Raw genomic sequence first — 26,282 nt, 5'->3', positions numbered from 1 at the left:
GAGAGGGAGAGGGTATCAGTTGCCGGCGCTTTCCATCTTGCGATGGGCGACCACTTCTTCCAGCCAGCCGAGGCGCATCTCGGGCACCGAGCTGAGCAAGAGGTCGGTATAGTCGTCGAACGGCGGGCTCAGCACCTGGCTCTTGGGTCCGTAGCGGACCACCCGGCCCTGATACATCACCGCGATGGAATCCGAGATCGCCCGCACCGTCGCCAGATCGTGGGTGATGAACAGATAGGCCACGTCCTCGATCTTTTGCAGGTCAAGCAGCAGTTTCAGGATGCCGTCGGCCACCAGCGGGTCGAGCGCGCTGGTCACCTCGTCACAGATGATCATTCTGGGCTTGGCCGCCAGCGAGCGGGCGATGCACACGCGCTGTTTCTGACCACCCGACAGCTCGGCCGGATAGCGGTCGATGAACTTCTCGCCCATCTCGATTTCGTCCAGCAGTTCGATGATGCGCTTGCGCTTTTCGGCGCCGCGCAGACCGAAGTAGAACTCCAGCGGCCGTCCGATGATGGTGCCCACGGTCTGGCGCGGGTTCATCGCGGTGTCGGCCATCTGATAGATCATCTGCAACTCGCGCAGGTCCTCGCGCGAACGCCCGGCCAGATCGCGGCTGAGCTTGCGTCCGGCGAAATTGATCTCGCCCTCGCGCGGGGGCAACAGGCCGGTGATCACCCGCGCAAGCGTCGACTTGCCCGAGCCGCTTTCCCCCACCACGGCCAGGGTCTGGCCCGGATGCAGGTCGACGGTGACGTCATGCAGCACGTCAAAGGCCAGCCCTTTGTAGCGGGCCGAGATACCCTTGACCGACAGCACCGGCTCGGGCGTCGGCTGTTTCTCCTCATGCTCGATCGAGCGGACCGACACCAGCGCCTGAGTATACTCTTGCTGCGGGCGGTTGATGATCTGGTCGGTCTCGCCGTACTCAACCATGTCGCCCATCCGCAGCACCATGATGTCGTCGCTGACCTGCGCCACCACCGCCAGATCGTGGGTGATGTAGAGCGCGGCGACGCCGGTATCCTGGATCGCCTCCTTGATCGCCATCAGCACGTCGATCTGGGTGGTGACGTCCAGCGCCGTGGTGGGCTCGTCGAACACCACCAGATCGGGCTCGGGGCACAATGCCAGCGCCGTCATGCAGCGCTGCAACTGCCCGCCCGAGACCTGGTGCGGATAGCGCTCGCCGATATTGTCGGGATCGGGCAGACCCAGTTTGGCGAACAGGGCGCGCGCCCGCGCCTCTGCCTCTTTCTTGGTGAACTTCTTCTGTTCCACCGCCGCCTCGATCACCTGTTCCATGATCTTCTTGGCCGGGTTGAACGAGGCCGCCGCCGACTGGCTGACATAGGTGACCTCGCCGCCGCGCAGGCCGCGCACATCCTTCATCGAAGTCTTGAGAATGTCGCGCCCGTTGACCCAGACCTCGCCGCCGGTGATTTTCACACCGCCGCGGCCATAGGCCATCGAGGCCAGACCGATGGTCGATTTACCAGCCCCGGATTCCCCGATCAGCCCCAGCACCTTGCCGCGCTCGAGGTCGAAATCGACCCCGTGCACGATTTCGATGTCATGCGGCTTTTCGCCCGGCGGATAGACGGTTGCGCCGATCTTGAGGCCACGGACCTTGAGAAGCGGTTCGCTCATCCCCGGCCTCCTTTCAGCGATGTGGTGCGGTTCAGCACCCAGTCGGCCACCAGGTTGACCGAGATGGCCAGGGTAGCGATGGCCACGGCCGGGTAAAGCGCCGCGCCGATGCCATAGACGATGCCATCCTTGTTTTCCTTCACGATGCCGCCCCAATCGGCCAGTGGCGGTTGCACGCCCAGACCCAGGAACGACAGGGTCGAGATGAAGAGCACCATGAAGATGAAGCGCAGGCCAAGCTCGGCCACCAGCGGTGACAGGGCGTTGGGCAGGATCTCGCGAAAGATGACCCAGACGCGGCCCTCGCCGCGCAGCTTGGCGGCCTCGACATAGTCCATCACGTTGATATCGACCGCCACGGCGCGGGCCAGGCGATAGACACGTGTGGCGTCGAGAAAGCCCATAACCAGGATCAGCACGGGAATGGTCACCGGCACCATGGCCAGCACCACCAGCGCGGTGATCAGCGAGGGGATCGACATGATCAGGTCCACCGTGCGCGACATCACCTGATCGGCCCAGCCGCCCAGCACGGCGGCCAGAAAGCCCAAGATCGACCCGGTGGTGAAGCTGAGGATGGTGGCCATGGTGGCGACAAAGATGGTGGTGCGCCCGCCATAGATCATCCGGCTCAGCAGGTCGCGCCCGATATTGTCGGTGCCCAGCAGGTATTCGCTGCTCGACGGCTCCCACACATCACCAACGACTTCGGCCATGCCATAGGGGGCCAGCAGCGGCGCAAAGATGGCCGCGATGAAATACATTGCCGTCAGGACCAGGCCGATGGCAGCGGAAATTGGAATGTTCTTCATTTCGGATGCCTCAGTCTGGGGTTGGCCAGAATGGCAACGATATCGGCGACCATGTTCAGCCCGATATAGATCGCGGCAAAGATGACCCCGCAGGCCAGCACCACCGGCACGTCACGCTTGGTCACGTGATCGACCAGATACTGCCCCATGCCGGGATAGACGAACACCACCTCGACCACCACGACGCCCACCACAAGATAGGCAAGGTTCAGCATCACCACGTTGACGATCGGCGCGATCGCGTTGGGAAAGGCGTGGCGATAGATGATCTTGAAGTTGGTCAGCCCCTTCAGCTCGGCCGTTTCGATATAGGCCGATTGCATCACGTTCAGGATCGCGGCGCGGGTCATCCGCATCATATGGGCCAGCACCACCATGGTCAGCACGATCACCGGCAGGGCGATGGCGTTCAGCTTCTGCCCCAGGCTCATGCTGTCATTGATCATCGCGAGCGGCGAGAACATGCCCAGTTTCACCGCGACGAAATAGACCAAAACGTAACCGATCAGGAATTCGGGGATGGAAATGGTGGTCAGCGTCACCGCCGAGATCACCTTGTCGGGCCAGCGGTTGCGATAGCGCACGGCCAGCAGACCCAGGAAAATCGCCAGCGGCACCGACACGATGGCGGCCCAGAAGGCGAGGAAAAGCGTATTGCCCAGACGACCGCCGACCGATTCAGCGATGTCGAGCTTGTTGGTCAGCGATTTGCCCAGATCGCCTTGCAGAATGCCGCCCAGCCATTCGAAGTAGCGCGTCAGCGCAGGACGGTCGAGGCCCATTTCCTCGCGCAGGTTCGCCAGGGACTCGGGGGTTGCGGACTGTCCCAGGACGGCTTGCGCGGCGTCTCCGGGAAGCGCTTCGGTCAGGCCGAATATCAGGGCTGAAGCGCCGAAGAGGAGCATGAGTCCCAGCGCGAGGCGCTGGGACACAAGTTTCACGATCGGGTGCATGCTGCCGGACCCGGATCAGGCGAACCACATTTTGCGGGTGACCTGACCGCTCATCAACTCGCCGTTGGGGTCGGTTTCCCAACCGGCCAGCGTGTTGCTGGTCGCGTCCACGAAGTCGTTGAACATCGGGCAGATCAGGCCGCCTTCGTCGCGCAGCATCATACCCATCTTGGAGTAGATCTCCTTGCGCTTGGCCGGATCCAGTTCGGCGCGGGCCTGCAGCAGCATCGCATCGAAATCGGCGTTCTTGAACTTGGTGTCGTTCCAGTCTGCCGTGGACAGGTACGCGGTCGAGTACATCTGATCCTGCACCGGACGCCCGCCCCAATACGAGGCGCAGAAGGGCTGAACGTTCCAGACCTCGGACCAGTAGCCATCGCCGGGCTCGCGCTTGATCTCCAGCGGGATACCAGCGGCGGCCGCGGTCTGCTGGAACAGCGCGGCGGCGTCGACGGCGCCGGGGAAGGCCACATCCGACACACGAAGTTCGATGGGCGAGCCGTCGTGACCGGATGCCTTGTAGTGCTCGGCCGCCTTCGCCAGGTCGAACTCACGCTGCGGGATCGAGCTGTCGAACAGCGGATAGGCCGCGTTGATCGGCATGTCGTTGCCCACAGAGCCATAGCCGCGCAGGATCTTTTCCACCATCTCTTCGCGGTTGATGGCATATTTCAGCGCCAGGCGCAGATCCTTGTTGTCGAACGGCGCCTTGTCCACGTGCATGATGAACACGTAGTGGCCACGGCCCGGGGTCGAATGCACGGTCAGGTTTGGCGCACGGCTCAAGAGGCCGGCGACTTTCGGTTCAACGCGGTTGATGATATGCACCTGGCCCGACTGAAGTGCTGCAGTCCGGGCGGTGGCATCGTTGATGACCAGGATTTCCACACCGTCGAAATAGCCGTCATCGCCCCAGTAGTTGGCGAATTTCGAATAGACGTGGCGCACGCCCGGTTCGTTGACTTCCATCTTGTAGGCGCCGGTCCCGATGCCCGCGCCCGGATCGTCCATGCCGCCATCGGGCTGGATAATCAGGTGATAGTCCGCCATCAGATAGGGAAGGTCGGCGTTGGCATCGCCCAGGGTAACCGAGAAATACTCGCCATCGGCCTTCATCGACTCGATGCCTTTCATGATGCCGAGGGCACCCGATTTCGAATCCTCGTTGGAATGGCGCTGCATGGTCTTCAGCACGTCTTCTGAGGTCAATGTCTTGCCGTTGTGGAATTCGACGCCTTGGCGGATCTTGAAGGTCCAGGTCTTGGCGTCTGCACTGGCCTCGACGCTTTCGGCCAGGCGGTTCTCGATGGTGCCGTCGGCGGCCACGTTCACCAGCGTGTCGCCGAACTGGTTGCCGTTGTGATAGGGAACCTGGCTGGCGTAGGTTGCCGGGTCGAGCGAGTTGGTCGACTCACCGCCGACCGAGCCAAGCTTGACCACGCCACCGCGCTTGGGCTCCGAGGCCCGTGCCGCCTGTGCAAAGATCGAGCTGGCCACGGCGGCCGACACGCCCAATGCGGCGGCCTTGCCCATGAACTCGCGGCGGGTCATCTTGCCGGCGGTGACCCGTCCGGCCATATGTTCGAGTTGTTCGTTCATCTAAATCTCCCCTGTTGAGTGGTCGCGCGTTTTTACAGCGCGGTTTTTGTTGACTGACGAATCAAGGTTTGCGTATTTCGCCCCTTCGGGCAAGCGGGAATGTCTGGCGGTGGTCTCTCCGACGGTCAGAGCATGTGGCGCGGGATGCGGCTGGTCCTGACGTTTTCGTGTATCTTCATGTCGTTTTCATAGGCCTCGACCGAGGCTTTGAGGTGGAAAAACCCTGCGTCGGCCCACATTTCGCACCGTGTTTCGGTGCGCAAAGAAAGATCGCCGCGCCCGGTTTCCGCCGTCCAGTGGCAGCTGCCCCGTGCCGAAAGCGGATCGTCGGGGTGAATCACCCAGTCCTCGCGCGCGATGGTGCCAGAGCGCGCGCCATGTTCCATGTCCTCGACCAACCCGGCGTCGTCGATAATGCTCAGCCGAACATGGCCGGTGGCCTTGTCGATCTCGGTGCGTCGAATGTTCGATTCCTCGCGGAGGGTGCGGATCTTCCGGGGCGGGTCTGCATCTTCGGGCGGAAAGGCCCATTCGTCCGTCTCGCCTGCCGGCCGCTGCGGCAGGTCGATGGCAGCCTCGTGCAGAGTCAGGCAGGTGCGCTCTGGCGAGGGCCAGATCATCGGCCAGTATGACGACGAGATTGCCACCCGGAGCCGGTGCCCGGCGGGCACGCGATATCCGATATGATCCAGGTCGAAGGCGATGTCATAGATCCGCCCCGGCTCCAATGCCTGCGGCGTCGCATGGCTGTCGCGATGGGTCAGGTTCAGCACGCCCCAGGTGATCCGGGCCGAGTTGCCATCGGGCAGCACATGGTTCAGCCGCACCGCGATCTGCGCCTGCGGCTTGTCGGCGCTCAGCCGCAGCCGGAGGCGAGGGGCGCCGACGATATCCATCTGCTGGGGCAGGGGGGCGCTGTCAAACGTGACCGACAGCGCATCGTCCAGCCGCTGGTCGCCCGGCAATTCCGGCCCGGCCCAGAACGACCCGTATTCGCCGCAATCCATGCCCGCGTGCAAAGGCGTGCTGACCTGCGCGGTCAGCGGTCCTTTGGGTCCCAGCCCGTCATCACTCAGATGCAGGGTTTCCATCGGGAGGTGGCGGGTCGAGCCCGTCTGTTCCGCGATCCAGCGACCGGGACGGAACAGGCTCTTGGTCTCGGGCGCGATGCCGTCCATCACATAGGCGCGATAATCAGGCTCATCCTCGACGCCGTTCTCTATGCCCTTCAGCCAGCGATCCCACCAGCGCAGCGCCTCTTGCAAGAACCCGATCCGGGGTCCGGGAATGGCGAAATGCGGGTATTTGTGAATCCATGGCCCGTTGATGCCCTTGACCACCGTTTGCAGGTTGTCGACCAGATGAGGCACCGTGTTCATGTAACTGTCGCCCCAGCCGCTGATGGCCAGCGTGGGCGTTTTGACCGCGCCGAAATCCTCGCAGATCGAGCCATGTTGCCAATACTCGTCGCGTGTCTGGTGCCGCAACCAGGTCTCGGGCAGGAAGGGTTGCGCCCGCAGGCGCTCCAGCCACATCTCGCGCCAGGCCTCGCCCACCAGCGCCGGATCGGGCGGGCGGGACGAGAAACACCACATCGTGGCCCCCCAGCCCAGGTTCTCGTTGAGCAGGCACCCGCCCTTGTAATGTATGTCGTCCGCATAGCGGTCGACGGTGGAACAGAGCGTGATGATCGCCTTCAACGGCTCGGGTTGCATCGCCGCCACCTGGAGCGAGTTGAACCCGCCCCAGCTGATCCCCATCATCCCAACGGCGCCGCTGCACCAAGGCTGCGCGGCCAGCCAGTGGATCACCTCGACGGCATCGTCCAGTTCCTGTTGGGTGTATTCATCCTCCATCAGCCCCTGGCTGTCGCCGTTACCGCGAATGTCGACGCGGATGCAGGCATAGCCGCGCTTGGCCATCCACGGATGGGTCAGCGCGTCGCGGGCGCAGGTGCCATCGCGCTTGCGATAGGGCAGGTATTCCAGGATCGCGGGCACCGGATCGTCACCCACATCGACCGGGCGCCAGACCCGGGCCGACAGACGGATGCCGTCGGACAGGGTGATGCCCATATCGGCCAGTTCTTCGATCTCGCGCAGGGTGTTCTTTTGCGTCATGCGCAACTCTCTCAGGCGGTCGCCCGAAGGCGGGGTTGGATTGCGACGTTTCAGGTGCGAAGCGCGACCAGAAGGTCCATTACATTTGTACCGGTGGGTCCGGTGACCAACAGCGCCCCGACCCGTTCCAGCCAGTTGCCGCTATCGGCTGCGGTGAGCGCCTCGGCAGCGCCCTTGCCCCAGGTTTGGCCGGTGACGATGGCGCCCGCCGCATCGGTGGGACCATCGGTGCCATCCGTGCCGCCGACCACCACCACCAGTCCGGGGTCACCCGCGATCTCTCGGGCCAGGGCCAGCGCCAGCGCCTGATTGCGACCACCCCGACCCGGATTCGGCGGCAGGACCACGGTCGGCTCTCCGCCAAGCATCAGCACACCCCGCGGCATCGCCCGCAGCCGCGCCCCGATGCGGGGCACCAGCGCCGCCAGATCGTCATGCAGGGTTTCCGCGTCGCCCAATACGTTCAGACCAAGCGCGCGCGCATGATCGCAGGCCGCCGCCCGTGCTACCGAATTCGAGGCGACGATGCGTGTGCTGGCGGCAAAACCGTACGCATCAGGCAGCGCCCCGATGCCCGAGCCGATCACCATCATGTCGTCGCCCGGCACATCCGAGATCGCCAGCACATCGGCGCGCTTGCCCTTGAAACCGGCCAGCAGTCCGCCGCCCTTGATCCGGGAAATCTGCCGCCTGCGGGCATTCATCGCGGTGATGTCCAGCCCTTCGGCCAGCATCGCGCGGTTGAGCGCCGCCAGATCGTCCAGCGTCTTGCCCGTCACCAGGTCCTCGGCCAGGGACGAGGCCCCGCCCGAGACCAGCAACAGCAGGTGACTGCCCTCGGTCATCGCCCCGACCGCCTGCAGCAAAGCGCGGCCCGCCATCAGGCTGCGGGCGTCGGGCACCGGATGCGCGGCCTCGATCAACTGGACAGAGGCGGTCAGTTCGGCGCCATGGCCGTCCTTGGTGATCACGAGACAGGGCAACGGTCCGAAGTGGTCAAGTGCGGCGCGCGCCATGCTGGCGGCGGCCTTGCCCACCGCAAGGATCCGGTCGGGGCGGGGCAGGTCGTCCAGCGCGGCGCGGGTGGCGGCATAGCCGCCAACCGCATCGACCCCGGCATGCCATATCGCCAATGCCTGCTCGCAGGCCCGTGTCATATGTCCATCCAGATGGTGACCGGCCCGTCATTCAGCAGTTCGACCTTCATGTCGGCGCCGAACCGGCCGGTTTCGACCGGCACCCCCTGCGCGGCCAGTTGCGCGGCAAAATACTCATAAAGCCGCTCGCCCTCGGCAGGAGGGGCGGCGCTGGAGAAACCCGGACGGTTGCCGCTGCGGGTATCGGCGGCCAGGGTGAACTGGCTGACCACCAGCGCCCCACCGCCGATATCCAGGACCGAGCGATTCATCTTGTCCGCCGCATCCTTGAAGATGCGGAGCTTGGCGATCTTGGCGGCCAGCTGGTCGGCTTGCGCCTCGCCATCGCCCGCCATGGCGCAGATCAGCACCAGCAGGCCGGGCCCGGTCTGACCAACCACCGCACCGTCGACAGTGACCGAGGCATGAGAGACTCTCTGGATCAGGGCACGCATCGCGGCCCCTTATCCGCGCCAGTCGACGATTTCGTCGACTGCGGCGCGTTCGGTGCGAAAGCTGTTGGCCGGATGTTCGGTATCGGCATAGCCAAAGGAGATGGCGCAGAGGATCAGCCGGTCCTCGGGGATGTCGAAGTAGCGATGCAGGAACGGCGCATAAGAGGCCACGGCGGCTTGCGGGATGGTCGCCACCCCCAGCGCTTGCGCGGCAAGGGTAAAGGCCGCGACAAAACCGCCACAATCCATCGCGCCATAGCCACCCAGCTCGGCCGGGCTGGAGATGATGGCGCAATGGGGTGCGTCAAACAGTGAGAAGTTCTTCATCATCTGTTCCGCCGACCCGGCCCGATCCCCTTTTTCGACGCCCACCGCCTCATAAAGTGCCCAGCCACAGGTGCGGCGGCGATCCTGATAGACGCCGGAATAACCGGAGGGAAAGGCAAGGTCGGGTCCGGGTGTGCCGGTCATGGCCTCGTTCAACAGCGCGGCACGAAAGGCATCGGTCTCGGTCCCGCTGGTCAGCGTCACCTGCCAGGGCTGCGCATTGCACCAGCTGGGTACACGGCAGGCGGCAGCGACGATCCGCTCGATATCGGCGCGCGGCACCGGATCGGCGCGAAAGGCACGGCAGGAGTGGCGCGCGCTGAGCAGCGCTTCAAGCTCGGTCAGGGTCATCGGACAGGTCTCCTCATGCCGGCACAATGGCCGGGAGCATTGGCGGACGCAAGCTGATCGGCGGGCAATTTGCGCCGGATCAAGGAGGCGCGACGGCGGCTGTGTCAGAATTGGGCCAAACCATCAAAGGAGGACCGACAATGGTTGAAAAATCAGATCACGCTGGCCTCTGGCCGTCGCTTTACGATCCATTCCGCAATTTCGGTGCGCGGCTGGCGGATTGGCTCAGCCCCGCGACAGAGGCCTCGGGCAATGACAATGCCTATGACATCGCCATGGAACTGCCGGGCGTGTCCGAGGACGATATCGAACTGTCTGTGGAGAACGGTGTCGTGACCATCCGGGGCGAGAAGCGCACCCATGAAGAGAAGAAGGGCGACACCTGGTATTTCTCGGAGCGGCAATACGGTGCGTTCCGACGCTCGTTCCGCCTTCCCGAGGATGCCGAAGGTGGCAAGGCCGAGGCAACGATGAAGGACGGGGTGCTGCATGTCCGCGTGCCCAAACGGGCCAAGGAGGCCCCGGCCGTGGCGCAGAAGATCGCGATCTCACGCGGTTGACCCTGTGGGTCCGGTCCGCGCGGTGCGCGCGGGCCGGACCTTGCGGTGCCGAAGATTTTTCGTCGAAAAATCTTCGGCCTCCTGCGGGGATGTTTTCGGTAAGTGGAATGAGGGGCGTTACTGGTTGAGAGCCATCACGTAGCCGACCGCCACCGCGATCAGAAGACCGAGCGTCACGGCAATGACGATCTTGATCGCCGACCAGGGGCGTTCGCCCTGCACACGCCCGGTGCGCCCGTTGACCACGAACCGATAGGTGGCGCCGCGGTACTTGTAGGCGGCGAGCCATACCGGCAGCAGGATATGCTTGAAAGTCACGTCCGACACCGTGGTGTCGATGGCATGGACGCGTTGCTGGTCGCCGCCGATATCGAAACGCACGTCGCGTTCGATGACGCGGGCCATATGCGCGCGCGCCTCTCCATGCGCCTCGGCGAGATCGACGGTATAGCCCTCGGCCCGGAACCCGGCCAGATATTCGGGTCGGTAGGGTTCGAGCGCGGCCAGATCCCAGGGTTCCAGCGCATCGGTGTGCGATTTCGGCAGCGAGCGCGAGGCGAGCACCAGTACATCGTCGAAAAACCGCGCCACCCGGCCCGATTTCGGTGACCAGCGGATCTTGGGCACCTGTTCGGTCACGGTCTTGCCGTCGCGCACCATGGTGCGGGTCTCGTAATAGACCGTGCCGCGCTCGCCCCGGTAGCTGGATTTGGTATCGGCGTCGAAGGTCCAGTAAGGCACATAGATGCCCTGCATCCGGCGCCCCTTGCGGGCATAGTCGCGCAACCCGTTCGGTGCGAACCAGAGACGGCCCAGCCAGTCGGTCATGGCTTGGTGGGCGCTGCGTTCATCCAGAGAGAAGGGCAGTACGCCGCGCGGTTTGATATGGCGATGGATGCCGGTATCGGTCACCACCGGTGTGGCGCAGAATGGGCATTCGGCGGCATGGGTGTCGGGATCGAACTCCACCTGCGCCGCGCAATTGGGGCAGGAGAGGACGCGGGTCTCCTCGATCTCGGCCTCGGGCAGGGCCTTTGCCATGGCGGCGTCGAAATCCAGCTCGCGCAGGCTGGCGCCCTTCCACGGGTTGCCGCGCATGGGTTCGGTATGGCCGCAATGGTCGCAGACCAGCGTACCCGCGCCCGGATTGAACCGGTAGTCGGCGCCACATTGTGCGCAGGGAAAGCGGTGTTCCTGCACCGGTGCCGGGGCGGCACCGGGCGGTAGCGGGGGGAGATCGGTCATGCCTCAGCCCTGTGGTCTGGTGATCCGGGTCAAGCTTCCGTCCTTTTTGACATATTGATGCCAGATCGCAACCAACGCATGTGCCAGCGCCACCAGCATCAGGGCGCTTCCCACCGCCTCGTGCAGCTCGCCCACGGTTTCGGAATGGGCGTTCCAGGCCACCGCGCCCAAGGCCGGCGTCAGCACCATCAGCAGATAGAGCAGGCGATGGCCCCAGGTGGCGGCCATCTCCATCAATGGCGTCGCGCCGGGCAGCGGGCCGGGGGCGCACTGCACGCGGCGTACCACGATACGGATCAGCACGAAGACAAAGACCGTGATGCCCAGCCAGACATGCGGCGTGTTGCCCTCGAACCCGGTGGCGCCAGACTTGATCCGGCTTTCCAGGGCGCGACCCATGTTCTCATGCGTGAGCCAGGCGGCAAGGATCAGGATCGCGATGACCCAGTGCAGCGCGATCTGAAGACGGGAATAGGCGGCGCGTGAGGTCATTTCAGAAGCTCCTCTGACAAGTCATGACCGGATGCAACGGACCAGCCGGTGCTTTCCGTCGCTTCACGCTCCGGGCGGTGGTGGCGGCGGCGGCAGAACAGTGAAAAGCTGAGCCAGTTCGCGTACATCCTCGGCCCGTTTCCATCCGTCCTGACCGGGTGTCCAGACATAGGTTTCACGGGTCAGAGTGCCTTCGGTTGCCATTCGGCCCATCTTGGCCTTGGAAAACGGGCCCGAGGTCTGTCCATCGACCGCGATGTGCCAGACATGTTCGACAGGCGGCGGCGGGGGGGCAGCGGGCGCGGCCGCAGCGGGGGCAGCGCCCCAGGGGCCGGGCTGGGCCATCTGCTGGGCCATGGCCATGCCCATGCCGGCGCCAAGGCCGGCGGCCATCCCACCACCGGCAGGGTTGGAGGCGGCGGCCGTCATCGCCTCGGCCGCCGAATACTGGGTGAACTTGCCCAGGTCGCCCGCCAGACCCATCGAGGTGCGCTTGTCGAGCGCGGCCTCGACCGCGGGTGGCAGGCTGATGTTCTCGATATAGAATTCGGGCATCTCCAGCCCGTATTCGGTCAGCGGCAGCGCCACCTGCGCCGCGATCAGCTTGCCCAGATCGGCGGTATTGGCGGCCATGTCCAGGACCGGAATGCCCGAAGCCGCGATCACCCGCGAAAACTCCTGGACGATGATGTTGCGGATCTGGAAGCTGATCTCGTCCATGGTGAATTCGCCGTCGGTGCCGACGATCTCGGAGAGGAAGCGCGCCGGGTCGGTGACCCGAGCCGAATAGGTGCCAAAGGCGCGAATACGGGTCGGTCCGAACTCCGGGTCGCGCAGCATGATCGGGTTCTTGGTACCCCATTTGAGGTCGTTGAACCGGGTCGTGTTGACGAAATAGATCTCGGATTTGAACGGCGATTTGAACCCGTGATCCCAATGGTTCAGCGTGGTCAGGATCGGCATGTTGTTGGTTTCGAGCATGTAGAGCCCGGGCGTGAACACATCCGCCAACTGCCCCTCGTGGACAAACACCGCCGCTTGCCCCTCGCGCACGGTCAACTTGGCGCCGTACTTGATCTCGTGGCCCTCGCGTTCGAACCGCCAGACCATCGTGTCGCGGGTGTCGTCGGTCCAGTGGATGACGTCGATGAACTGGCCGGACAGGAAATCGAATATACCCATGTCGAGTGGTCCTTTCTCAAGTGGGGGTCAGAGCGACAGCCCCAGTTTCTCTCGCGCGATGATGCGGATCACCGGGCGGGCTTCTTCGGCGCTCATGCCCGGCGTCAGGCGCGGATCATAGAGCATGGACAAGAGTTTCTCGTCCTGATCGGTGAGCAGGGCAAATTCGTCATCGTCGTTGAAGATCGACGGGCGTGCCGCCGGGCTGTCATTGGCCAGCCCCAGACCCTGGGCCATCTCCTCGTGCACGCAGCTGAGCCGCACCAGGTCGGGATGTTCGGCCCGGATCAGCGCCACCGCCCGCATATAGCCATAGGGCCGGTCGGGATCGGCGGCGGCAAAGACGAAACAATAGATGTCGCGCGGCAGGTTCACGAACAGGTCAAGCTGTTGGTCGCGAATGCCTGGCACCAGGTGCCGCAAGCGTTCCTGTACAAAGGGGCCGTCATCCAGCCCTGCCACGAAGACGTGGAAATTAGCGCCGCGCGTCACCGCCGAGACCGGGTGCCCGGTCAGACGACCCAGCCGGGCGGCGTAGTTCTCGACCGCGCCCTTGTCCTTGGCGCGCTGGTCGAGCGGTACCGAGGGGCCGAACTCGACCCCCACCTTCACCGGGCCGGGCCATCGGCTGAGAAAGCCTTGCGATCGGCCGCCGGTGGGCAGACCTGCGCCGCTGTCATATTCGTTGAAGAAGGCGATGTTGATGAAGTTGCGCTCCAGATCCTCGACATCATAGGGCGTGTCGGGGCCGCCCCCGTCGGTGCGCAACAGGCCGCGCGTCAGCAGGTCGTTCTGGACCGCCAAATAATAGCGGACCAGATCGGCGCTGGCGGCAGAGCGCGGCGTGACCTCGTCGCCCGCCGGAGCCAGCCCGGCGGGACGCGACGGCGGCACCGGCGAGCTTTTGGGCGGCATGTCGCAGCCTGCCAGCAGGGCGAGCGCCGCAAGAACGGCGGCGCAGGTTCTGGCTATCTGTCGGCGTCCTGTCACCCGTTCAACCCGGAACCGCGGTGCCGGCATTGTCGCCGGTGCCATCGGCACGGGCGCGGGCGGCGGCCAGCGTGTCGCGCAATTCGGCCTCCATCTTCTTGAGCTCTTCCTCGGCGGCGGCGCGCTTGGCCTTGCCCTCGTCTGCGATCTGAAGGCTTTCCTGAATGGTGCCTATCAGGTCGGCATTGGCCTTTTTCACGGCTTCGATGTCGAAAACACCGCGCTCCATCTCTTGCCGTATCAGCTTGTTGCTTTCGCGCAGGTTGGCGGCGTTCGAGGTCAGAAGCTCGTTGGTCAGGTCGTTGGCGTCGCGCACCGCGGCAGCGGCCTCGGCGCTGCGCTGGATGGTGACCGCCTGCGCCAGCTGAGTTTCCCAGAGCGGCACGGTATTGACCAGGGTCGAGTTGATCTTGGTCACCAGCGATTTGTCGTTTTCCTGCACCAGCCGGATCGAGGGCAGCGATTGCATCGTCACCTGGCGGGTCAGTTTCAGGTCATGCACCCGGCGTTCCAGATCGTCGCGGGCGGCGCGCAGGTCGCGCAGCTCCTGCGCCTTCATCACCTGTTCGCCTTCGGGGGCTGCATCGACAGCGGCGGCCAGAACCGGGATGTCCTGGCTGTCCAGTTCGGTCAGCTTTTCCTCGCCCGCCGCGATATAGAGCGCCAGTTCGTCGTAAAACCGCAGCGTCTTTTCATAGAGCAGGTCGAGCGACTTGATATCCTTCAGCAGCGTGTGTTCGTGGCCCAGCAGGTTGTCGGTGATCTTGTCGATCTGGGCCTGGACCTCTTCGAACCGGGCAGTGAACTTGGCAAAGGGGGCGGCACGGCCGATCAGCCTTTCCCACCAGCTGCGTTCGCGGCGCACGTCCAACTCGCTGACGGAAAATCCGCGAATGGTGGTGACGATGCTGCGCAGGCTGTCACCTGCCGGTCCCACATCCTTGTTGCGGACATCGGCCAGCATGGCCTGGCTGATCTCCTGCAACTCGGCCTGCGCGCCGGATCCGAAACGCACGATCGAATTGGTGTCGCCCATGTCGATCTCGCCCATGCGGCGCCGGATCTCGGTTCCGACCGGTTCGTCGGCTTCGGCCAGCGGTACAACTTCGGCGCGGGGTTCGGGCAGGGTGACGGCGGTCACTTCCTCGACCAGGCCAACCGCCTCGGCCGCTTTCTTCTGAATGCTGTCGGACATCGGGGTTCCTTTCGGGTTGGTCCGGTCAGTCGAGCCGGACGCCTTCGCGCTGCAAGCGGTCGCGCAGCACGTCGATTTCTACGGTCAGATCGCTGCGGTCATCCAGCAGCATCTTGCGGGTTCGGGCGGCAAAGTTCTGCTCCAGATCATCGAGCAGGGCCAGATAGTCGGCGCGCGCGCCGGCATCGCGGGTGCGGGCGTGGATATCGGCGAATTTCACCGTCGCGTCGCGGGCACCGCGCAGATAGACGGTCAGGTATTTGCGGGCGCCGGTCAGATCGCGCGGTTCCTCTTCGACGGTGCGAAAAAGTTCGCGTGCGGTGGCCTGAAACCTCTCGACCCGTGCGTCCAGTTGCCGATCACCGGCGCGACGGATCGCGTCGGACATCTCGTCCAGCACCCGCTCGGCCTCGCCCACGGCACGCGCGACCCGGTCCTGCTGAAAGGTGTCGACCCCCTCGATCCCCTTGTCGCGCATCGGATCGGCGCCAAAGGCCAGAAGATGCAACGCCGAGGTCGCGACCCCGAACAGCACACCTGCCAGGATCGACGCTTCGCCCGCCATCATCCCGGATTTATAGACAGCAAGTGCGGTGCCGAGACCGGTTAGCGCGGTGGCGAACAGCTTGCGCGGGATCGCCGGGCGGCGTGCGACCCGGCGCGCGTGATAGGCGGCCTCGGCCCTCAGACCTTCGCGCAAGAGCAGCGCCGCCCCGGTCCATAGACCGGCGGCGCCGAGCCCCAGAACCAGCCCGATGGCGCCATCGTTGAGCGAGGTAAAGACCAGCGGGATCGCCGGCACGAACAGGGCGTTGGCGCGGGCACCCGCCGGATCGACCCGGGCGCCGTCGAACTGGCCGCGCGGGGCCGGTTCGCTCGGTTGCTCTGCCTCGGGGCTGAATTTGCCGCCGTACCGTCGTGCCATCGGGTCAGAGCCCTCCCAGCCAGCCGGTACTCACCCCGAAGAGCAGCACCAACAGCGCGGCATAGGCCAGTTTCTGCACACCGGTCTGCGACAATGGTTTCCCCTCCGAGCGGCTATCGACGCGAATCTAGGCGATGCGGCGCGGGCTTGCTAGGGGGAAGGTTACGAACTGCGGCTCAGGAACGCGGTTTGCCGCCGCCCGGGCGCCGGGGCGGTTTGCCGCCCGGTTTTGCAGCAGGCCGGGCGCCGGGGCCCGCATTGCGCCGTCCTGTGCCGGGTTTGGCCGCCCCGGTCGCGCGCGGTTTGCCTGTCCCCTCGCCGCGGGGTTTGGGGAGGCCACTCGCGCGACCCTTTGCCGAAGAGCCTCCGCGAGAAGGCGCTTGCGTAGACGCTCCCGGCTTGCGCTGGCGTTGAGGTCGGGCCGGGCGTTCATCGGTTGGCTTGTCCTCGGCTTCCAGCCCCAACTGGTCGCGCAGCACCCGGCGGCGCACTTCCTCGACCTTGCCGGGCGCAAGGGTGCCCAGTTGGAACGGACCATAGGAGATCCGGATCAGCCGGTTCACCACAAGGCCGATATCCTCCATCGCGCGGCGGATCTCGCGGTTCTTGCCCTCGCGCAGGCCCACGGTCAGCCAGGCGTTGGCGCCCTGCTGGCGGTCCAGCGTCACGATCATCGGCTGGAACCGCTCGCCCTCGATCACCAGCCCCTGGCGCAGCGGCGCGAAATCCTCGTCCTTGGGCGTGCCCTTGATCCGCACCCGGTACTTGCGCAGCCAGCCGGTCGAGGGCAGTTCCAGCTGCCGCTTGATCGCGCCGTCATTGGTCAGCAGCAACAGCCCCTCGGAGTTGAGGTCGAGGCGGCCCACGCTCATCACTCTTGGCATCTCTTCGGGCAGGTCGTCGAAGATGGTCTTGCGGCCCTTTTCGTCGCGCGCCGTGGTCACCAGGCCGCTGGGTTTGTGATAGAGCCACAGCTGCGCCGGTTCGGCGGCGGCCAGCGGCGCGCCGTCGACCGTCACCCTGTCACGGTCGGTCACGTTCAGCGCCGGGCTGTCGATCACCTTGCCATTGACCGCGACGCGGCCGGCCTCGATCATGCGTTCGGCCTCGCGGCGCGAGGCGACGCCCGCGCGCGACAGGATCTTGGCGATGCGCTCGCCGGGGGGAGGGGTGTTGCTCATGCCCGCGCAATAGACCATTTGCCGCGCTTGCGGAAGATGGATGATCGGGGCAGGGTCGGGCATGGTTTTCAGATCGCATATGGATCAGGCGCTGGAGGAGGCGCGCGCGGCGGGCGCGCGTGGCGAGGTGCCAGTGGGCGCGGTGATCGTGGCCCCCGACGGGCGCGTGGTGGCCGCTGCGGGCAACCGCACGCGCGAGACCTGCGATCCCACCGCGCATGCCGAGATCGTGGCATTGCGCGCGGCCTGCGCCGCCGCCCGGTCCGAGCGGTTGGTGGGGCATGACCTCTATGTGACGCTGGAGCCGTGTGCCATGTGCGCGGCGGCGCTGGCTGCGGCGCGCATCCGGCGAGTGTATTATGGCGCGGCGGATCCGAAATCGGGCGGGGTGGCGCATGGGGCGCGGGTGTTCTCGCACCCCCAGGCCCATCACGCGCCCGAGGTCTATGACGGTATCGGCGGCGAGGCGGCGGCGGAACTGTTGCGCGGGTTTTTTGCTGAGCGGCGGGACAAGGGAGTGGAGTGAAATGGAATTCAGGTTTCGCGAGGGCGAAGAGGTGGTGGACCTGCCCGAGGGCACCGACGCGGGCGTCTATTTCATCGGTCGCATCCGCACCCCCTGGAGTGACCGCAAGGACTGTCCCCGGCAAGGGCGCGAGGACGGGCCAGAATGCCGGATCGAGCTGGATGCGCGCTGGGCGCCTGCGCTGCGCGGGATCGACGTGTATGAACGCCTCGACGTGCTCTACTGGCTGGACAAGAGCCGCCGCGACCTGGTCACCCAGAACCCCAAGAGCGATGGCAAGCTGTTCGGCACCTTCGCCCTGCGCTCGCCGCAGCGACCCAACCCGATCGGCCTGTCGCGGGTGCGGCTGGAACGGGTGGAGGGTACGACGCTGGTGGTGCTCGGCCTCGATTGCCTGGACGGCACGCCGCTGATCGACATCAAGCCCAACCGCTGTGAGTTCACGCCCAAGGCGGCGCCGAAAGAAACCGTACAGGGCTGAGCGCGCCGTCGTCAGCACATCTGTGGGCATCAAAGCTTGGTGAAATCCACATCTGACGCTAATCAAGATCAGGGCATGCGAAAGGCGACACGATGCGCAGAAGAGATATCCTGCGGGCAGGGGGCGCGTTTGGGTTGATGGGGATGGCGGGACAGGCAGGGGCGGCGGGGGCCGGGTTTCATGTGCCCCCCGAAGAGGCGCGGCATGACCGGACCTTCATGCAATGGCCGGTCAATCGCCGGGTGCATCCCGATCCGGTCTTTCTGGACATGGCGCAGCAGACCATTGCCGATATCGCCAATGCGATTGTGGCGTTCGAACCGGTCGTGATGCTGGCCGCCGCCGAGGATCACGCGGGCGCCCGCAGAAAGCTGTCGGGCAAGGTCGCGCTCTGGGACATCCCGACCGAGGATCTGTGGTGCCGGGATGCCGGGCCGCTGTTTGCGCTGGACGGGCGGGGCGGGCTGGCGGTCAGCCATATCCAGTTCAACGGCTGGGGCCGCAAGCAGGTGCATCGCCGCGACGCGCGTATCGCCGAGCAGGTGGCGCAACGCCTTGGCCTGCCGCTGCTGCCCGCCGGATTGCGGGGCGAGGCGGGCGGGGTCGAGCAGGACGGCCATGGTCTTCTCCTGGCGCATGAAAGCTCGTGGGTGAACGACAACCGCAATCCCGGCCTGTCGCGGGCCGAGATCGAGGCGCGGCTGTTGCGCGCCTATGGGGCGCAACGGATGATCTGGGCGCCGGGCGTCTTGGGCGAGGATATCACCGATTACCATATCGACAGCCTGGCCCGGTTCACCGGGCCGGGGCGGGTGCTGATCAACCTGCCCGACGATCCCGACATGGACGACCCGTTCCACCGGGCGGCGCTCGATACCCATGACGCGCTGGTGGCGGCAGGCCTGAAGGTCGAGGTCATTCCCGAACCTCACCGGCGGCGGGTCAAGAGCATCGACTTTGTCGCCTCTTACGCCAATTACTATGTCTGCAACGGCGCCGTGATCGCGGCCCAGTTCGGCGATGCCGAGACGGACCGCATCGCCGCACGGGCGCTGGCGCGGCACTATCCCGGGCGCGAGGTCGTCACGCTGAACGTCGATCCGCTGGGCGAGATGGGCGGCGGCATCCATTGCGCTACCCAGCAGATGCCTGCCACATGAGCTGGCTTTCGCGACATGCGGCCTCGATCGAGGCACTGGCGGCCATGGCCACCGCCGCACTGGCGTTGGCGGCGCTGATCGGGGTCAAGATCCAGCTTGACGAGGCCGACCGCCTGCAACGCCAGCAATCCGCGCGCGAGGCGTTCCGTGCCCATCTGGCACTGGCCGCGACGCTGCCCGATTTTGCTGCGCCCGCAGACGAGTGCGCGCTGCTCCATTCGGATCGGGGTGGCGCCTATTCCGCCTTTGTCGACCACCTTCTGTATTCTGCCGAACAGATGCTGAGCGTCAGTGAGGGCTGGGAGACGTCGTTCCTGGACCTCTTCGAACCACACCGGACCTATCTCTGCTCTGACGAGTCGCAGGGGGGCGAAACCGAGGAAACCGCCGCCCTGCTGGCACGGTTCCGGGCCTCGGCCTGCGCCGAAATACCTGCCTGCAATTGAGCCGGGTCAGCCCCTTACCACGATCCCGCGCGGGATATCGGCCAGAACCTGCCCGCCCTCGGGCGTGATCACGAAACTTTCCGTGATCGCCACGCCCCAGTCCGGGGTCCAGAGGCCGGGCATCAGGTGAAAGGTCATGTTCTCGGCCAGCGGCGTGGTATCGCCGGGCCGCAGGCTCATGGTGCGCTCGCCCCAGTCGGGCGGATAGGAAAGGCCGATGGGATAGCCGGTGCGGTTGCCTTTGACGTATCCCGCCCGCGCAAAGCTGTCGTAGACACAGGCCGCCACCTCCTCGCAGGTCACGCCGGGGCGGGCACGGGTCATGGTGTCGTCGATGGCGGTCAGGATCGCCTCTTCGGCGCGGCGGATATCGGCGGGCACCTCGCCCAGGTACAGCGTGCGGCTGGCCGGGCAGTGATAGCGATGATAGCAGCCCGAGATCTCGAAATAGGTGGCCTCGCCCCGTGTAAGTGGCCGATCGTTCCAGGTGATGTGCGAGGCCGAGGCCTCCAGCCCCGAAGGGGCGATGGGGGCAATCGCGGGATAGTCGCCTGCCAGCCCATCGGGGCCTGCGACGCCCGCCGCCTGTACCTCGGCCACCAGCTCGTGTTTCGGGCGGCCCTCGCGGAACCCGTCGCGCAGGATCGAATGCATATGCGCGGTCAGCACACCTGCCTTGCGCATCAGGTCCAGTTCGGCGGGGCTCTTGACCGCACGTTGCCAGTTCACCAGCCCGGTAGCATCCGACAGCGCATCGCGGCCAAAGGCGGCTTCGAGCACCGCGTGGGACTTGGCCGAGTAATAGTAATTGTCCATCTCGACCCCCAGCGCCCGGGTCCAGCCGCGCTCGCGCAGCAGGGTCACCAAGGCATCGACAGGATGGTGGTCGGGATGCTGAACATGTTCCTCGGGCCAGTCGAACAGGTCCTCGGGTGTCAGCCATGTGGTCTGCGCCGCCCCCGGCTTGTCCTGCGTCCGCCCCCACCAGAGAGGGCTGCCGCTGGCATGCAGGATGACCAGCTGCGGCACGTAAAAGCTCCAGCCGTCATACCCGGTAAGCCAGGCCATGTTCGACGGGTCGGCGACCAGAAGGGTCTCGACCCCAGCCGCCGCCATTGCGGCGCGGGTGCGGGACAGGCGGTCGGCGTATTCAGTGGTGGAAAAGTCGCTGGCTGGCATTGGCAGGGTCCTTCCTACAGAGGTTCCGGGCGCCCGGTCAGGCGATAGAGGACATGATCGCCCTCGAGCCCCTTGAGCGGGGTAGCGATGGAATCGGAATAGTCGAAATCATGCTGCGACCCGACCATGTTGCGGGTTGCGTCAGACAACAGGATGTCTCCCGCTCCGGCAAAAGAGGCGATGCGGGCGGCCTTGTTCACCACGGTGCCAAAGAAATCGCCTCGGTTTTCGACCACTTCGCCGGTATGCAGGCCGATGCGTAGGGCAAGGCGCGAGCCTTGCGTCCCGGCCCGAATGGCCGAGGCGGCGCGGACTGCGCCGGTGGCGGATTGAAAGGATGACATTGTGCCGTCGCCCAGCGATTTGACCAACGTCCCGCCATGCTCGGTCACGATTGCCTCGACCCGGCGGAAATGAGCGTCGATCAGGCGCACCCATTCCGCATCGCCCATGGCTGCGGCCAGGGCCGAACTGTCGACGATATCGGTGAACATGATGGTGGCAAGCCCGCCGGTGCCGAACCGGTGCGATCCGGCCTGGGCCGCCGCGATCAGGCGCTGAAAGGCGGTGTGTTCGATCCCCAGCTTGTCGCGGTTCGAGTCGGCCTGCGAGATATGGTGCTGCACCATCTTCCAGCTGCCGCGTTCCAGCACAAAGACAAAGGTCACCCGATGCGTGCCCCGGCTGCCGGTGCTGGAAAAGGTGTAGTTGCTCTGATAACTGGCCCAGCCGGTTTCGCCATGCTCATAGGCTTCGATCTCGATGTCCTCTTCGATGAAATCGGGGACCTCGGCCAGATGGTCCGCGATGCCGTCGCGCACCAGCTGCCCGCGCCAGAGCTCGCCAGCGGCGCTGCCGATATAGACCAGCGCGTCGGATTGCGACAGGTAATGTGGCAGGTCGGCCACCTTGTGGCTGCGGATCAGGGTGGTCCAGCGGCGGACGATGGCCTCGATCTCGGGCGAGCGCTGGATCATGTTCGCCACTCCAGCCGGTGGACCCGGTGCAGGCCGTCGAAACCTTTGAGCGGGATGTCTGTCGGCGGGTGAATGACCACGCCCTTCACCGCGCCGGTCAAGTCGCGGGTATCGCCGGAAATCACGATCTCGCCCGGCGCCGCGGCGGCGGCGATGCGGGCGGCCTTGTTGACCACGGTGCCAAAGAAATCCTCGCGGGTCTGGATCACCTCGCCGGTATGAATGCCGATCCGCAGGGCGATGGCGGGGCCGTCCGAGGCCTCGGTCGCGCGCAATATTGCCTGCGCGGCGCGCAACCCCTGTTCGGGTGAGGGAAAGCTCGACATGGTGCCATCGCCCAGCGATTTGACGAACTGTCCGCCCCGCGCCTCGATGATCTCGCGCAGCGTCTTGAAATGACGGGCCACCTCGGATGACCACAGCCGGTCGCCCATGGCCGAGGCCAGGCGCGAGGAATTGACGATGTCGGTGAACATGACCGAGGCGAAGCCCTCGCGCTGATCCAGCGAGAACCCCTGTTTCGCGGCGGCGACCAGATCGGCGATGGCCGTCTGTGCGGCACCGGTGAAATCCATGTTCGGGATTGGGACCGATCCATGGCGATGCACGATCTTCCACGCGCCGTCCTCGAGCGTGAAGATCAGGGTTGAACGGATCTGGAACACCCGGTCGGGCTGGGGGGCAAAAACCAGTTCATGACACATGCAAGCCCAGCCGGTTCCGTTGTGTTCGTAAGCTTCGGCAAAGGTCTCGTCATGTCTGATCAGATCGGGAATGTCCCCGAAGAAATCTCCGATCCCCTCGCGTACCGATGGGCCGGCCCAGTTCTCGTTCTCTCCGGTTCCGACAAAGCGCAGGTATTCGCGTTCGGTCAGCAGGTTGCGCAGATCGTTTGGCCGCCTGTTGGGAATCGCGTCGATCCAGCGCCGGGCAATGGCCAGCAGTTCGGGAGAGGCGACCACGCCACTCATCCGCGCCACTCCAGCCGGTGGATAACATGTTCGCCGTCAAGCCCGCGCAGCCCCACGGTTGCGGGATCGGCAAAGGCAAATCCGCCACTATCGCCGACCATCAGACGGGTGGCATCCGAGACCCGGATTTCCCCCGGCCCGGCAAGGGCGGCGATGCGGGCAGCCTTGTTGACCACGGTGCCGAAAACGTCGCTGTCGCCGGCGATCAGGTCTCCGGTATGCAGGCCGATGCGGATACGCAGCCGGGGTTCGCTCTCGGCCGCGTCCATTGCCGTTTGGGCGGCTGTGGCGGCCGACAGCGCGGCGCGGGCCGAGGGAAAGCTGGACATGGTGCCGTCGCCAAGCGACTTGATCAATGTCCCGCCCAGACCCTCGACCAGCTGCCTCATCTTGCCGATATGGGCCTTGACCGCTTTCGACCACGGCGCGTCGCCCAGGGCGACCGCGATGGCAGTGCTGTCGGCGATATCGGTGAACATGATCGTTGCCAGCCCGGTTCGGTCCGGTGTCTCGGTCCCGGACAGGGCGGCGTCCAACAGGTCGTCGAAGCGCGCAAGCTCTCGCCCCAGACCTTCGGTATTGGTTCGTGGGATCGAGTTATGGACATGCGCGATGCGCCACTGGCCCTGTTGCAGGTGAAAGATCAGGGTTGTGCGCACCTCGGCGGCGGTCCCATCGGGTGCCTCGGCCTCGTGCACCGTGATCGACCAGCCCGCCGGACCACAGGCAAAACCGTCGATCGAAGTGAAGCGCAGGCGCATCGGGGGATGCGCCTCGACGAACCGGCCAAAGGCATGCCGGAACTCTGGCCCCCGGCCGATTTCTTCGGGGGCGGTGCCGACGTAATACAACAGCGCGTCATCCGTCAGCAGGTTAACCATCGTGGCGCTATCACCGCCGGCATAGGCTTCGTGCCAGCGCCGTGCGATGGCGGCAATCTCGGGACTGGGCTGGATCGACACGCTCACTCCCGCCACTCCAGCCTGTGGGTCACATGCCGTCCGTCCAGTCCCTTCAGGGCGACTTCGACAGGCGGCGAGAACCGGAACCTCCGGGCGCCACCGACCATGATGCGGGTGGCGTCCGACAGACAGATTTCTCCGGGTGCGGTCAGTGCGGCGACCCGTGCGGCCTTGTTGACGACGGTTCCGAACATGTCGCCGTCCTGTTCGACCAGATCGCCCGTGTGCAGGCCGACCCGGATGCGCAACTGCGGCTCGTCCTCGCTGGCGGAGATGGTCCGTTGCAGCTCTGCGGCCGCCGTCAGCGCGCCCGAGGCCGAGGCGAAGGCCGACATGGTGCCGTCACCCAGCGTCTTGACCAGTGTGCCACCATGATCTGTCACGATGACTTCGACCTGTTTCAGGTGCCTGCTGACCGCGACCGACCAACTGGTGTCGCCCAGGGTTTCGGCCAGCACCGAACTGTCCGCGATGTCGGTGAACATGATCGTTGCAAGGCCTGTGCGCGTGAACTCGGCGGGGGTGGCAAGTGCGGCTTCAAGCAGGTCCTCGAAGCCGCGCGATTCGTATCCCAGCGCCTCCATGTTCGAGACCGGGTTCGAGTTGTGCACATGCACGATCCGCCAGACGCCCTGTTCCAGGTGCAGCACAAAGGTGGAGCGAAAGGTGATCTCCTTGCCGGTATCCAGCGAGACCCTTTCACCGAACCATTCGACCCAGCCCAGTTCACCGCATTCAAAACCGCGAAACTCGTCCCGGTCCCAGGCAAAGCTGGGGATGTCCTGCATATAGCGTGCCATGCCCCGGCGCAGCGTGTCGCCGCGCCAGATCTCCCCATGGGACGAACCAATGTAGCCCAGCGCCGGATCGTCCGAGAACAGGTTGGTCACGGTCACGTTGTCCCCCGACGCATAGGACCGCAGCCACCGGCGGACGATGGCGCCAAGCTCGGGCGAGGGGGTGATGGCGGCCATGGTGTCAGACGTCGATGGGTTGCATCACCTGTGGCTCGATTACGTCGACACCGGGCAGACCGTCGATCAGGGCCTGGGCCGACTGTTCCAGGATCGGGAAGGTGCGGTAGTGGCAGGGGATCACCGTCTTGAAGTCGAAATAGCGCTTGGCGGCATATGCCGCGCCCTGCATGTCCATGGTGAAATGGCCCCCGGCACTGAGAATGCCGATACCGGGTTTGTAATAATCCCCCATCCAGTCCATGTCGGCCATGATGCCGGTATCGCCCGACAGATAGACCACATGCCCCTCGGCGGCGATCATGTAGCCCACCTCGGACCCGCCGCTGCGCAGCCCCTCCGGCGTGGTGAAGGTCGAGCTGTGCGAGGCCGGCACCATCGATACCCGCACCCCGTTCAGGGTCACCGTGCCACCCTTGTTGAATCCCACGGTCTCGATCTCTTCGGCCTCGCTCCAATAGCCCATCAGATCGTATTGCCCCACCACCGGCACCTTGAGCAGACGTGCCAGCGGCAGCACATCGACCACATGGTCGAAATGGGTATGGGTCAGCAGGATATGGGTGGCGCCCATGACGGCGGCGTCATGCTGATCCTCGGACAGGGAGGGGTTGCCATTGAGCCAGGGATCGACCAGCAGCACGGCGTCGCCGCTCTCGATCCGGAAACTGCCATGTCCCAGCCAGATGATCTTCATGTGTCTTTCTCCCTGATATGTCTTGGTTTCACCCTAGCATCCGCTAAATGAAAATCCATGGATTGGTTGCGCGAAATCGACGGCTATTGCGAAAGGCTGGGGCCGGGATACTGGGCCGAGCCGGTGAACGCTGTGACCAACCTTGCCTTTGTGCTGGCGGCCGTACTGATGTGGTGGCGCACGCGGGGCGCGCGTGACCGGATCGAGGCGGCACTGATCGCTGTACTGGCGCTGATCGGGCTGGGCAGTTTCCTGTTCCACACTTATGCGCAGGTCTGGGCCGCACTGGCCGATACGCTGCCCATCGTGGCCTATGTGCTGATCTATATCTATGCGATCAACCGCGCCGGATGGGGCCTGCGCATGCCGCAGGCGCTGCTGCTGACGGGGGGCTTCTTTCCGTATGCCGCTGCCACGGTGCCGCTGTTCGGGTTGTTTCCGGGCCTCGGCGGGTCGGCGGCCTATGCGCCGATCCCGTTTCTGATCCTGGTCTATGCCGCCCTGTTGCACCGCCGGGCGCCCGCGCTGGCCCGCGGTCTGGCGCTGGGCGCGGGGATTCTTGTTCTTTCGATCACGTTTCGGGCGCTGGACGATCCGCTGTGTGGGGGCTGGCCTCTGGGTACCCATTTCCTCTGGCATCTGTTGAACGCGCTCATGCTGGGCTGGATGATCGAGGTCTATCATCGTCATCGGCGCGGGATCCGAGCCTGAGTTTCCGGGATTGACGGAACCG

General features: G+C 65.1%; 27 protein-coding genes. 6 read left to right on the top strand and 21 right to left on the bottom strand.

Annotation, left to right across the window (positions count from 1 at the left end; all coding sequences use genetic code 11):
- Positions 1-15: 15 nt before the first annotated feature.
- From AC2FLM_RS05610 to AC2FLM_RS05575, 8 genes are all read right to left on the bottom strand, one after another.
- Positions 16-1,653: an ABC transporter ATP-binding protein gene (locus AC2FLM_RS05610; RefSeq protein WP_496856416.1), complete on the bottom strand. Its 1,638-nt coding sequence runs from the start codon at positions 1,651-1,653 to the stop codon at positions 16-18.
- A complete protein-coding gene (locus tag AC2FLM_RS05605; protein ID WP_234139687.1) occupies positions 1,650-2,465 on the bottom strand; it encodes an ABC transporter permease in 816 nt (271 codons plus the stop codon). Before AC2FLM_RS05605 ends, AC2FLM_RS05610 begins: the two co-directional genes overlap by 4 nt.
- A complete protein-coding gene (locus tag AC2FLM_RS05600; RefSeq protein WP_164128392.1) occupies positions 2,462-3,418 on the bottom strand; it encodes an ABC transporter permease in 957 nt (318 codons plus the stop codon). Before AC2FLM_RS05600 ends, AC2FLM_RS05605 begins: the two co-directional genes overlap by 4 nt.
- A gap of 15 nt (positions 3,419-3,433) precedes the next feature.
- The gene (locus AC2FLM_RS05595) at positions 3,434-5,017 is read right to left on the bottom strand and encodes an ABC transporter substrate-binding protein (RefSeq protein ID WP_234218327.1); all 1,584 of its coding nucleotides are present in this window, start codon (positions 5,015-5,017) and stop codon (positions 3,434-3,436) included.
- Positions 5,018-5,142: 125 nt separating this feature from the next.
- The gene (locus tag AC2FLM_RS05590) at positions 5,143-7,137 is read right to left on the bottom strand and encodes a CocE/NonD family hydrolase (RefSeq protein WP_496856413.1); all 1,995 of its coding nucleotides are present in this window, start codon (positions 7,135-7,137) and stop codon (positions 5,143-5,145) included.
- Between the two features lie 50 nt (positions 7,138-7,187).
- Positions 7,188-8,294: a glycerate kinase type-2 family protein gene (locus AC2FLM_RS05585; protein ID WP_496856411.1), complete on the bottom strand. Its 1,107-nt coding sequence runs from the start codon at positions 8,292-8,294 to the stop codon at positions 7,188-7,190.
- Positions 8,291-8,728 carry a D-aminoacyl-tRNA deacylase gene (dtd, locus tag AC2FLM_RS05580; protein WP_496856409.1) on the bottom strand — a complete coding sequence of 146 codons (438 nt, stop codon included), beginning with the start codon at positions 8,726-8,728 and terminating at the stop codon, positions 8,291-8,293. Before dtd ends, AC2FLM_RS05585 begins: the two co-directional genes overlap by 4 nt.
- A gap of 9 nt (positions 8,729-8,737) precedes the next feature.
- Positions 8,738-9,406: a nitroreductase gene (locus AC2FLM_RS05575; RefSeq protein WP_496856407.1), complete on the bottom strand. Its 669-nt coding sequence runs from the start codon at positions 9,404-9,406 to the stop codon at positions 8,738-8,740.
- 140 nt (positions 9,407-9,546) lie between these two features.
- Between AC2FLM_RS05575 and AC2FLM_RS05570 the strand changes: the two genes are divergently transcribed.
- Complete coding sequence (locus AC2FLM_RS05570) at positions 9,547-9,966, top strand: Hsp20/alpha crystallin family protein (protein ID WP_234139694.1); 420 nt, start codon at positions 9,547-9,549, stop codon at positions 9,964-9,966.
- A gap of 117 nt (positions 9,967-10,083) precedes the next feature.
- On the opposite strand, the gene AC2FLM_RS05565 is transcribed toward AC2FLM_RS05570, so the two are convergent.
- From AC2FLM_RS05565 to AC2FLM_RS05535, 7 genes are all read right to left on the bottom strand, one after another.
- On the bottom strand, positions 10,084-11,211 hold the full coding sequence (locus AC2FLM_RS05565) for a TFIIB-type zinc finger domain-containing protein (protein WP_496856405.1): 1,128 nt from the start codon (positions 11,209-11,211) through the stop codon (positions 10,084-10,086).
- Positions 11,212-11,214: 3 nt separating this feature from the next.
- A complete protein-coding gene (locus tag AC2FLM_RS05560; RefSeq protein ID WP_496856403.1) occupies positions 11,215-11,703 on the bottom strand; it encodes a cytochrome b in 489 nt (162 codons plus the stop codon).
- Positions 11,704-11,766: 63 nt separating this feature from the next.
- Positions 11,767-12,885, bottom strand: a complete 1,119-nt coding sequence (locus AC2FLM_RS05555) for an SPFH domain-containing protein (protein ID WP_234218333.1) — start codon at positions 12,883-12,885, stop codon at positions 11,767-11,769.
- Between the two features lie 27 nt (positions 12,886-12,912).
- Positions 12,913-13,800 carry a DUF2927 domain-containing protein gene (locus AC2FLM_RS05550; RefSeq protein ID WP_496856400.1) on the bottom strand — a complete coding sequence of 296 codons (888 nt, stop codon included), beginning with the start codon at positions 13,798-13,800 and terminating at the stop codon, positions 12,913-12,915.
- 79 nt (positions 13,801-13,879) lie between these two features.
- Positions 13,880-15,070 (bottom strand): toxic anion resistance protein, encoded by a 1,191-nt coding sequence (locus tag AC2FLM_RS05545; RefSeq protein WP_234144745.1) that lies wholly within the window; start codon positions 15,068-15,070, stop codon positions 13,880-13,882.
- A gap of 25 nt (positions 15,071-15,095) precedes the next feature.
- Positions 15,096-15,995, bottom strand: coding sequence for a 5-bromo-4-chloroindolyl phosphate hydrolysis family protein (locus AC2FLM_RS05540; protein WP_496856398.1), 900 nt, complete (start codon positions 15,993-15,995; stop codon positions 15,096-15,098).
- 176 nt (positions 15,996-16,171) lie between these two features.
- Positions 16,172-17,176: a pseudouridine synthase gene (locus AC2FLM_RS05535; protein ID WP_496856532.1), complete on the bottom strand. Its 1,005-nt coding sequence runs from the start codon at positions 17,174-17,176 to the stop codon at positions 16,172-16,174.
- Positions 17,177-17,237: 61 nt separating this feature from the next.
- On the opposite strand from AC2FLM_RS05535, the gene AC2FLM_RS05530 reads away from it, so the two are divergent.
- The 4 genes from AC2FLM_RS05530 to AC2FLM_RS05515 all read left to right on the top strand — a co-directional run bounded on the left by AC2FLM_RS05530 (position 17,238) and on the right by AC2FLM_RS05515 (position 19,789).
- The gene (locus tag AC2FLM_RS05530) at positions 17,238-17,702 is read left to right on the top strand and encodes a nucleoside deaminase (protein WP_496856396.1); all 465 of its coding nucleotides are present in this window, start codon (positions 17,238-17,240) and stop codon (positions 17,700-17,702) included.
- Position 17,703: 1 nt separating this feature from the next.
- Positions 17,704-18,183 (top strand): tRNA (N6-threonylcarbamoyladenosine(37)-N6)-methyltransferase TrmO, encoded by a 480-nt coding sequence (gene tsaA, locus AC2FLM_RS05525; RefSeq protein WP_496856394.1) that lies wholly within the window; start codon positions 17,704-17,706, stop codon positions 18,181-18,183.
- 92 nt (positions 18,184-18,275) lie between these two features.
- Positions 18,276-19,343, top strand: coding sequence for an agmatine deiminase family protein (locus tag AC2FLM_RS05520; protein WP_496856392.1), 1,068 nt, complete (start codon positions 18,276-18,278; stop codon positions 19,341-19,343).
- Entirely contained in the window at positions 19,340-19,789 is a 450-nt protein-coding gene (locus tag AC2FLM_RS05515; protein WP_496856390.1) for a hypothetical protein, read from the top strand. Before AC2FLM_RS05520 ends, AC2FLM_RS05515 begins: the two co-directional genes overlap by 4 nt.
- 6 nt (positions 19,790-19,795) lie before the next feature.
- On the opposite strand, the gene AC2FLM_RS05510 is transcribed toward AC2FLM_RS05515, so the two are convergent.
- The 6 genes from AC2FLM_RS05510 to AC2FLM_RS05485 are packed head-to-tail and all read right to left on the bottom strand — an operon-like array spanning position 19,796 to position 25,549.
- Positions 19,796-20,968, bottom strand: coding sequence for a M24 family metallopeptidase (locus AC2FLM_RS05510; RefSeq protein ID WP_496856388.1), 1,173 nt, complete (start codon positions 20,966-20,968; stop codon positions 19,796-19,798).
- 14 nt (positions 20,969-20,982) lie between these two features.
- Positions 20,983-21,945, bottom strand: coding sequence for a nuclear transport factor 2 family protein (locus AC2FLM_RS05505; protein WP_496856386.1), 963 nt, complete (start codon positions 21,943-21,945; stop codon positions 20,983-20,985).
- Complete coding sequence (locus tag AC2FLM_RS05500) at positions 21,942-22,916, bottom strand: adenylate/guanylate cyclase domain-containing protein (RefSeq protein WP_496856384.1); 975 nt, start codon at positions 22,914-22,916, stop codon at positions 21,942-21,944. The genes AC2FLM_RS05505 and AC2FLM_RS05500 overlap by 4 nt, the downstream gene beginning before the upstream one ends.
- A complete protein-coding gene (locus AC2FLM_RS05495) occupies positions 22,913-23,884 on the bottom strand; it encodes an adenylate/guanylate cyclase domain-containing protein (RefSeq protein ID WP_496856382.1) in 972 nt (323 codons plus the stop codon). The genes AC2FLM_RS05500 and AC2FLM_RS05495 overlap by 4 nt, the downstream gene beginning before the upstream one ends.
- Positions 23,881-24,852 (bottom strand): nuclear transport factor 2 family protein, encoded by a 972-nt coding sequence (locus AC2FLM_RS05490; protein WP_234139711.1) that lies wholly within the window; start codon positions 24,850-24,852, stop codon positions 23,881-23,883. The genes AC2FLM_RS05495 and AC2FLM_RS05490 overlap by 4 nt, the downstream gene beginning before the upstream one ends.
- A gap of 4 nt (positions 24,853-24,856) precedes the next feature.
- Positions 24,857-25,549 carry a metal-dependent hydrolase gene (locus tag AC2FLM_RS05485; protein WP_496856380.1) on the bottom strand — a complete coding sequence of 231 codons (693 nt, stop codon included), beginning with the start codon at positions 25,547-25,549 and terminating at the stop codon, positions 24,857-24,859.
- 57 nt (positions 25,550-25,606) lie between these two features.
- Between AC2FLM_RS05485 and AC2FLM_RS05480 the strand changes: the two genes are divergently transcribed.
- Entirely contained in the window at positions 25,607-26,260 is a 654-nt protein-coding gene (locus AC2FLM_RS05480) for a ceramidase domain-containing protein (protein WP_234144754.1), read from the top strand.
- The last annotated feature ends 22 nt before the right edge of the window (positions 26,261-26,282 follow it).

It is taken from the genome of Ruegeria sp. SAZD011 (assembly GCF_059612545.1).
Note: the sequence above shows the minus strand (reverse complement) of the source record. Positions and strands in the feature narration are given on the sequence as shown.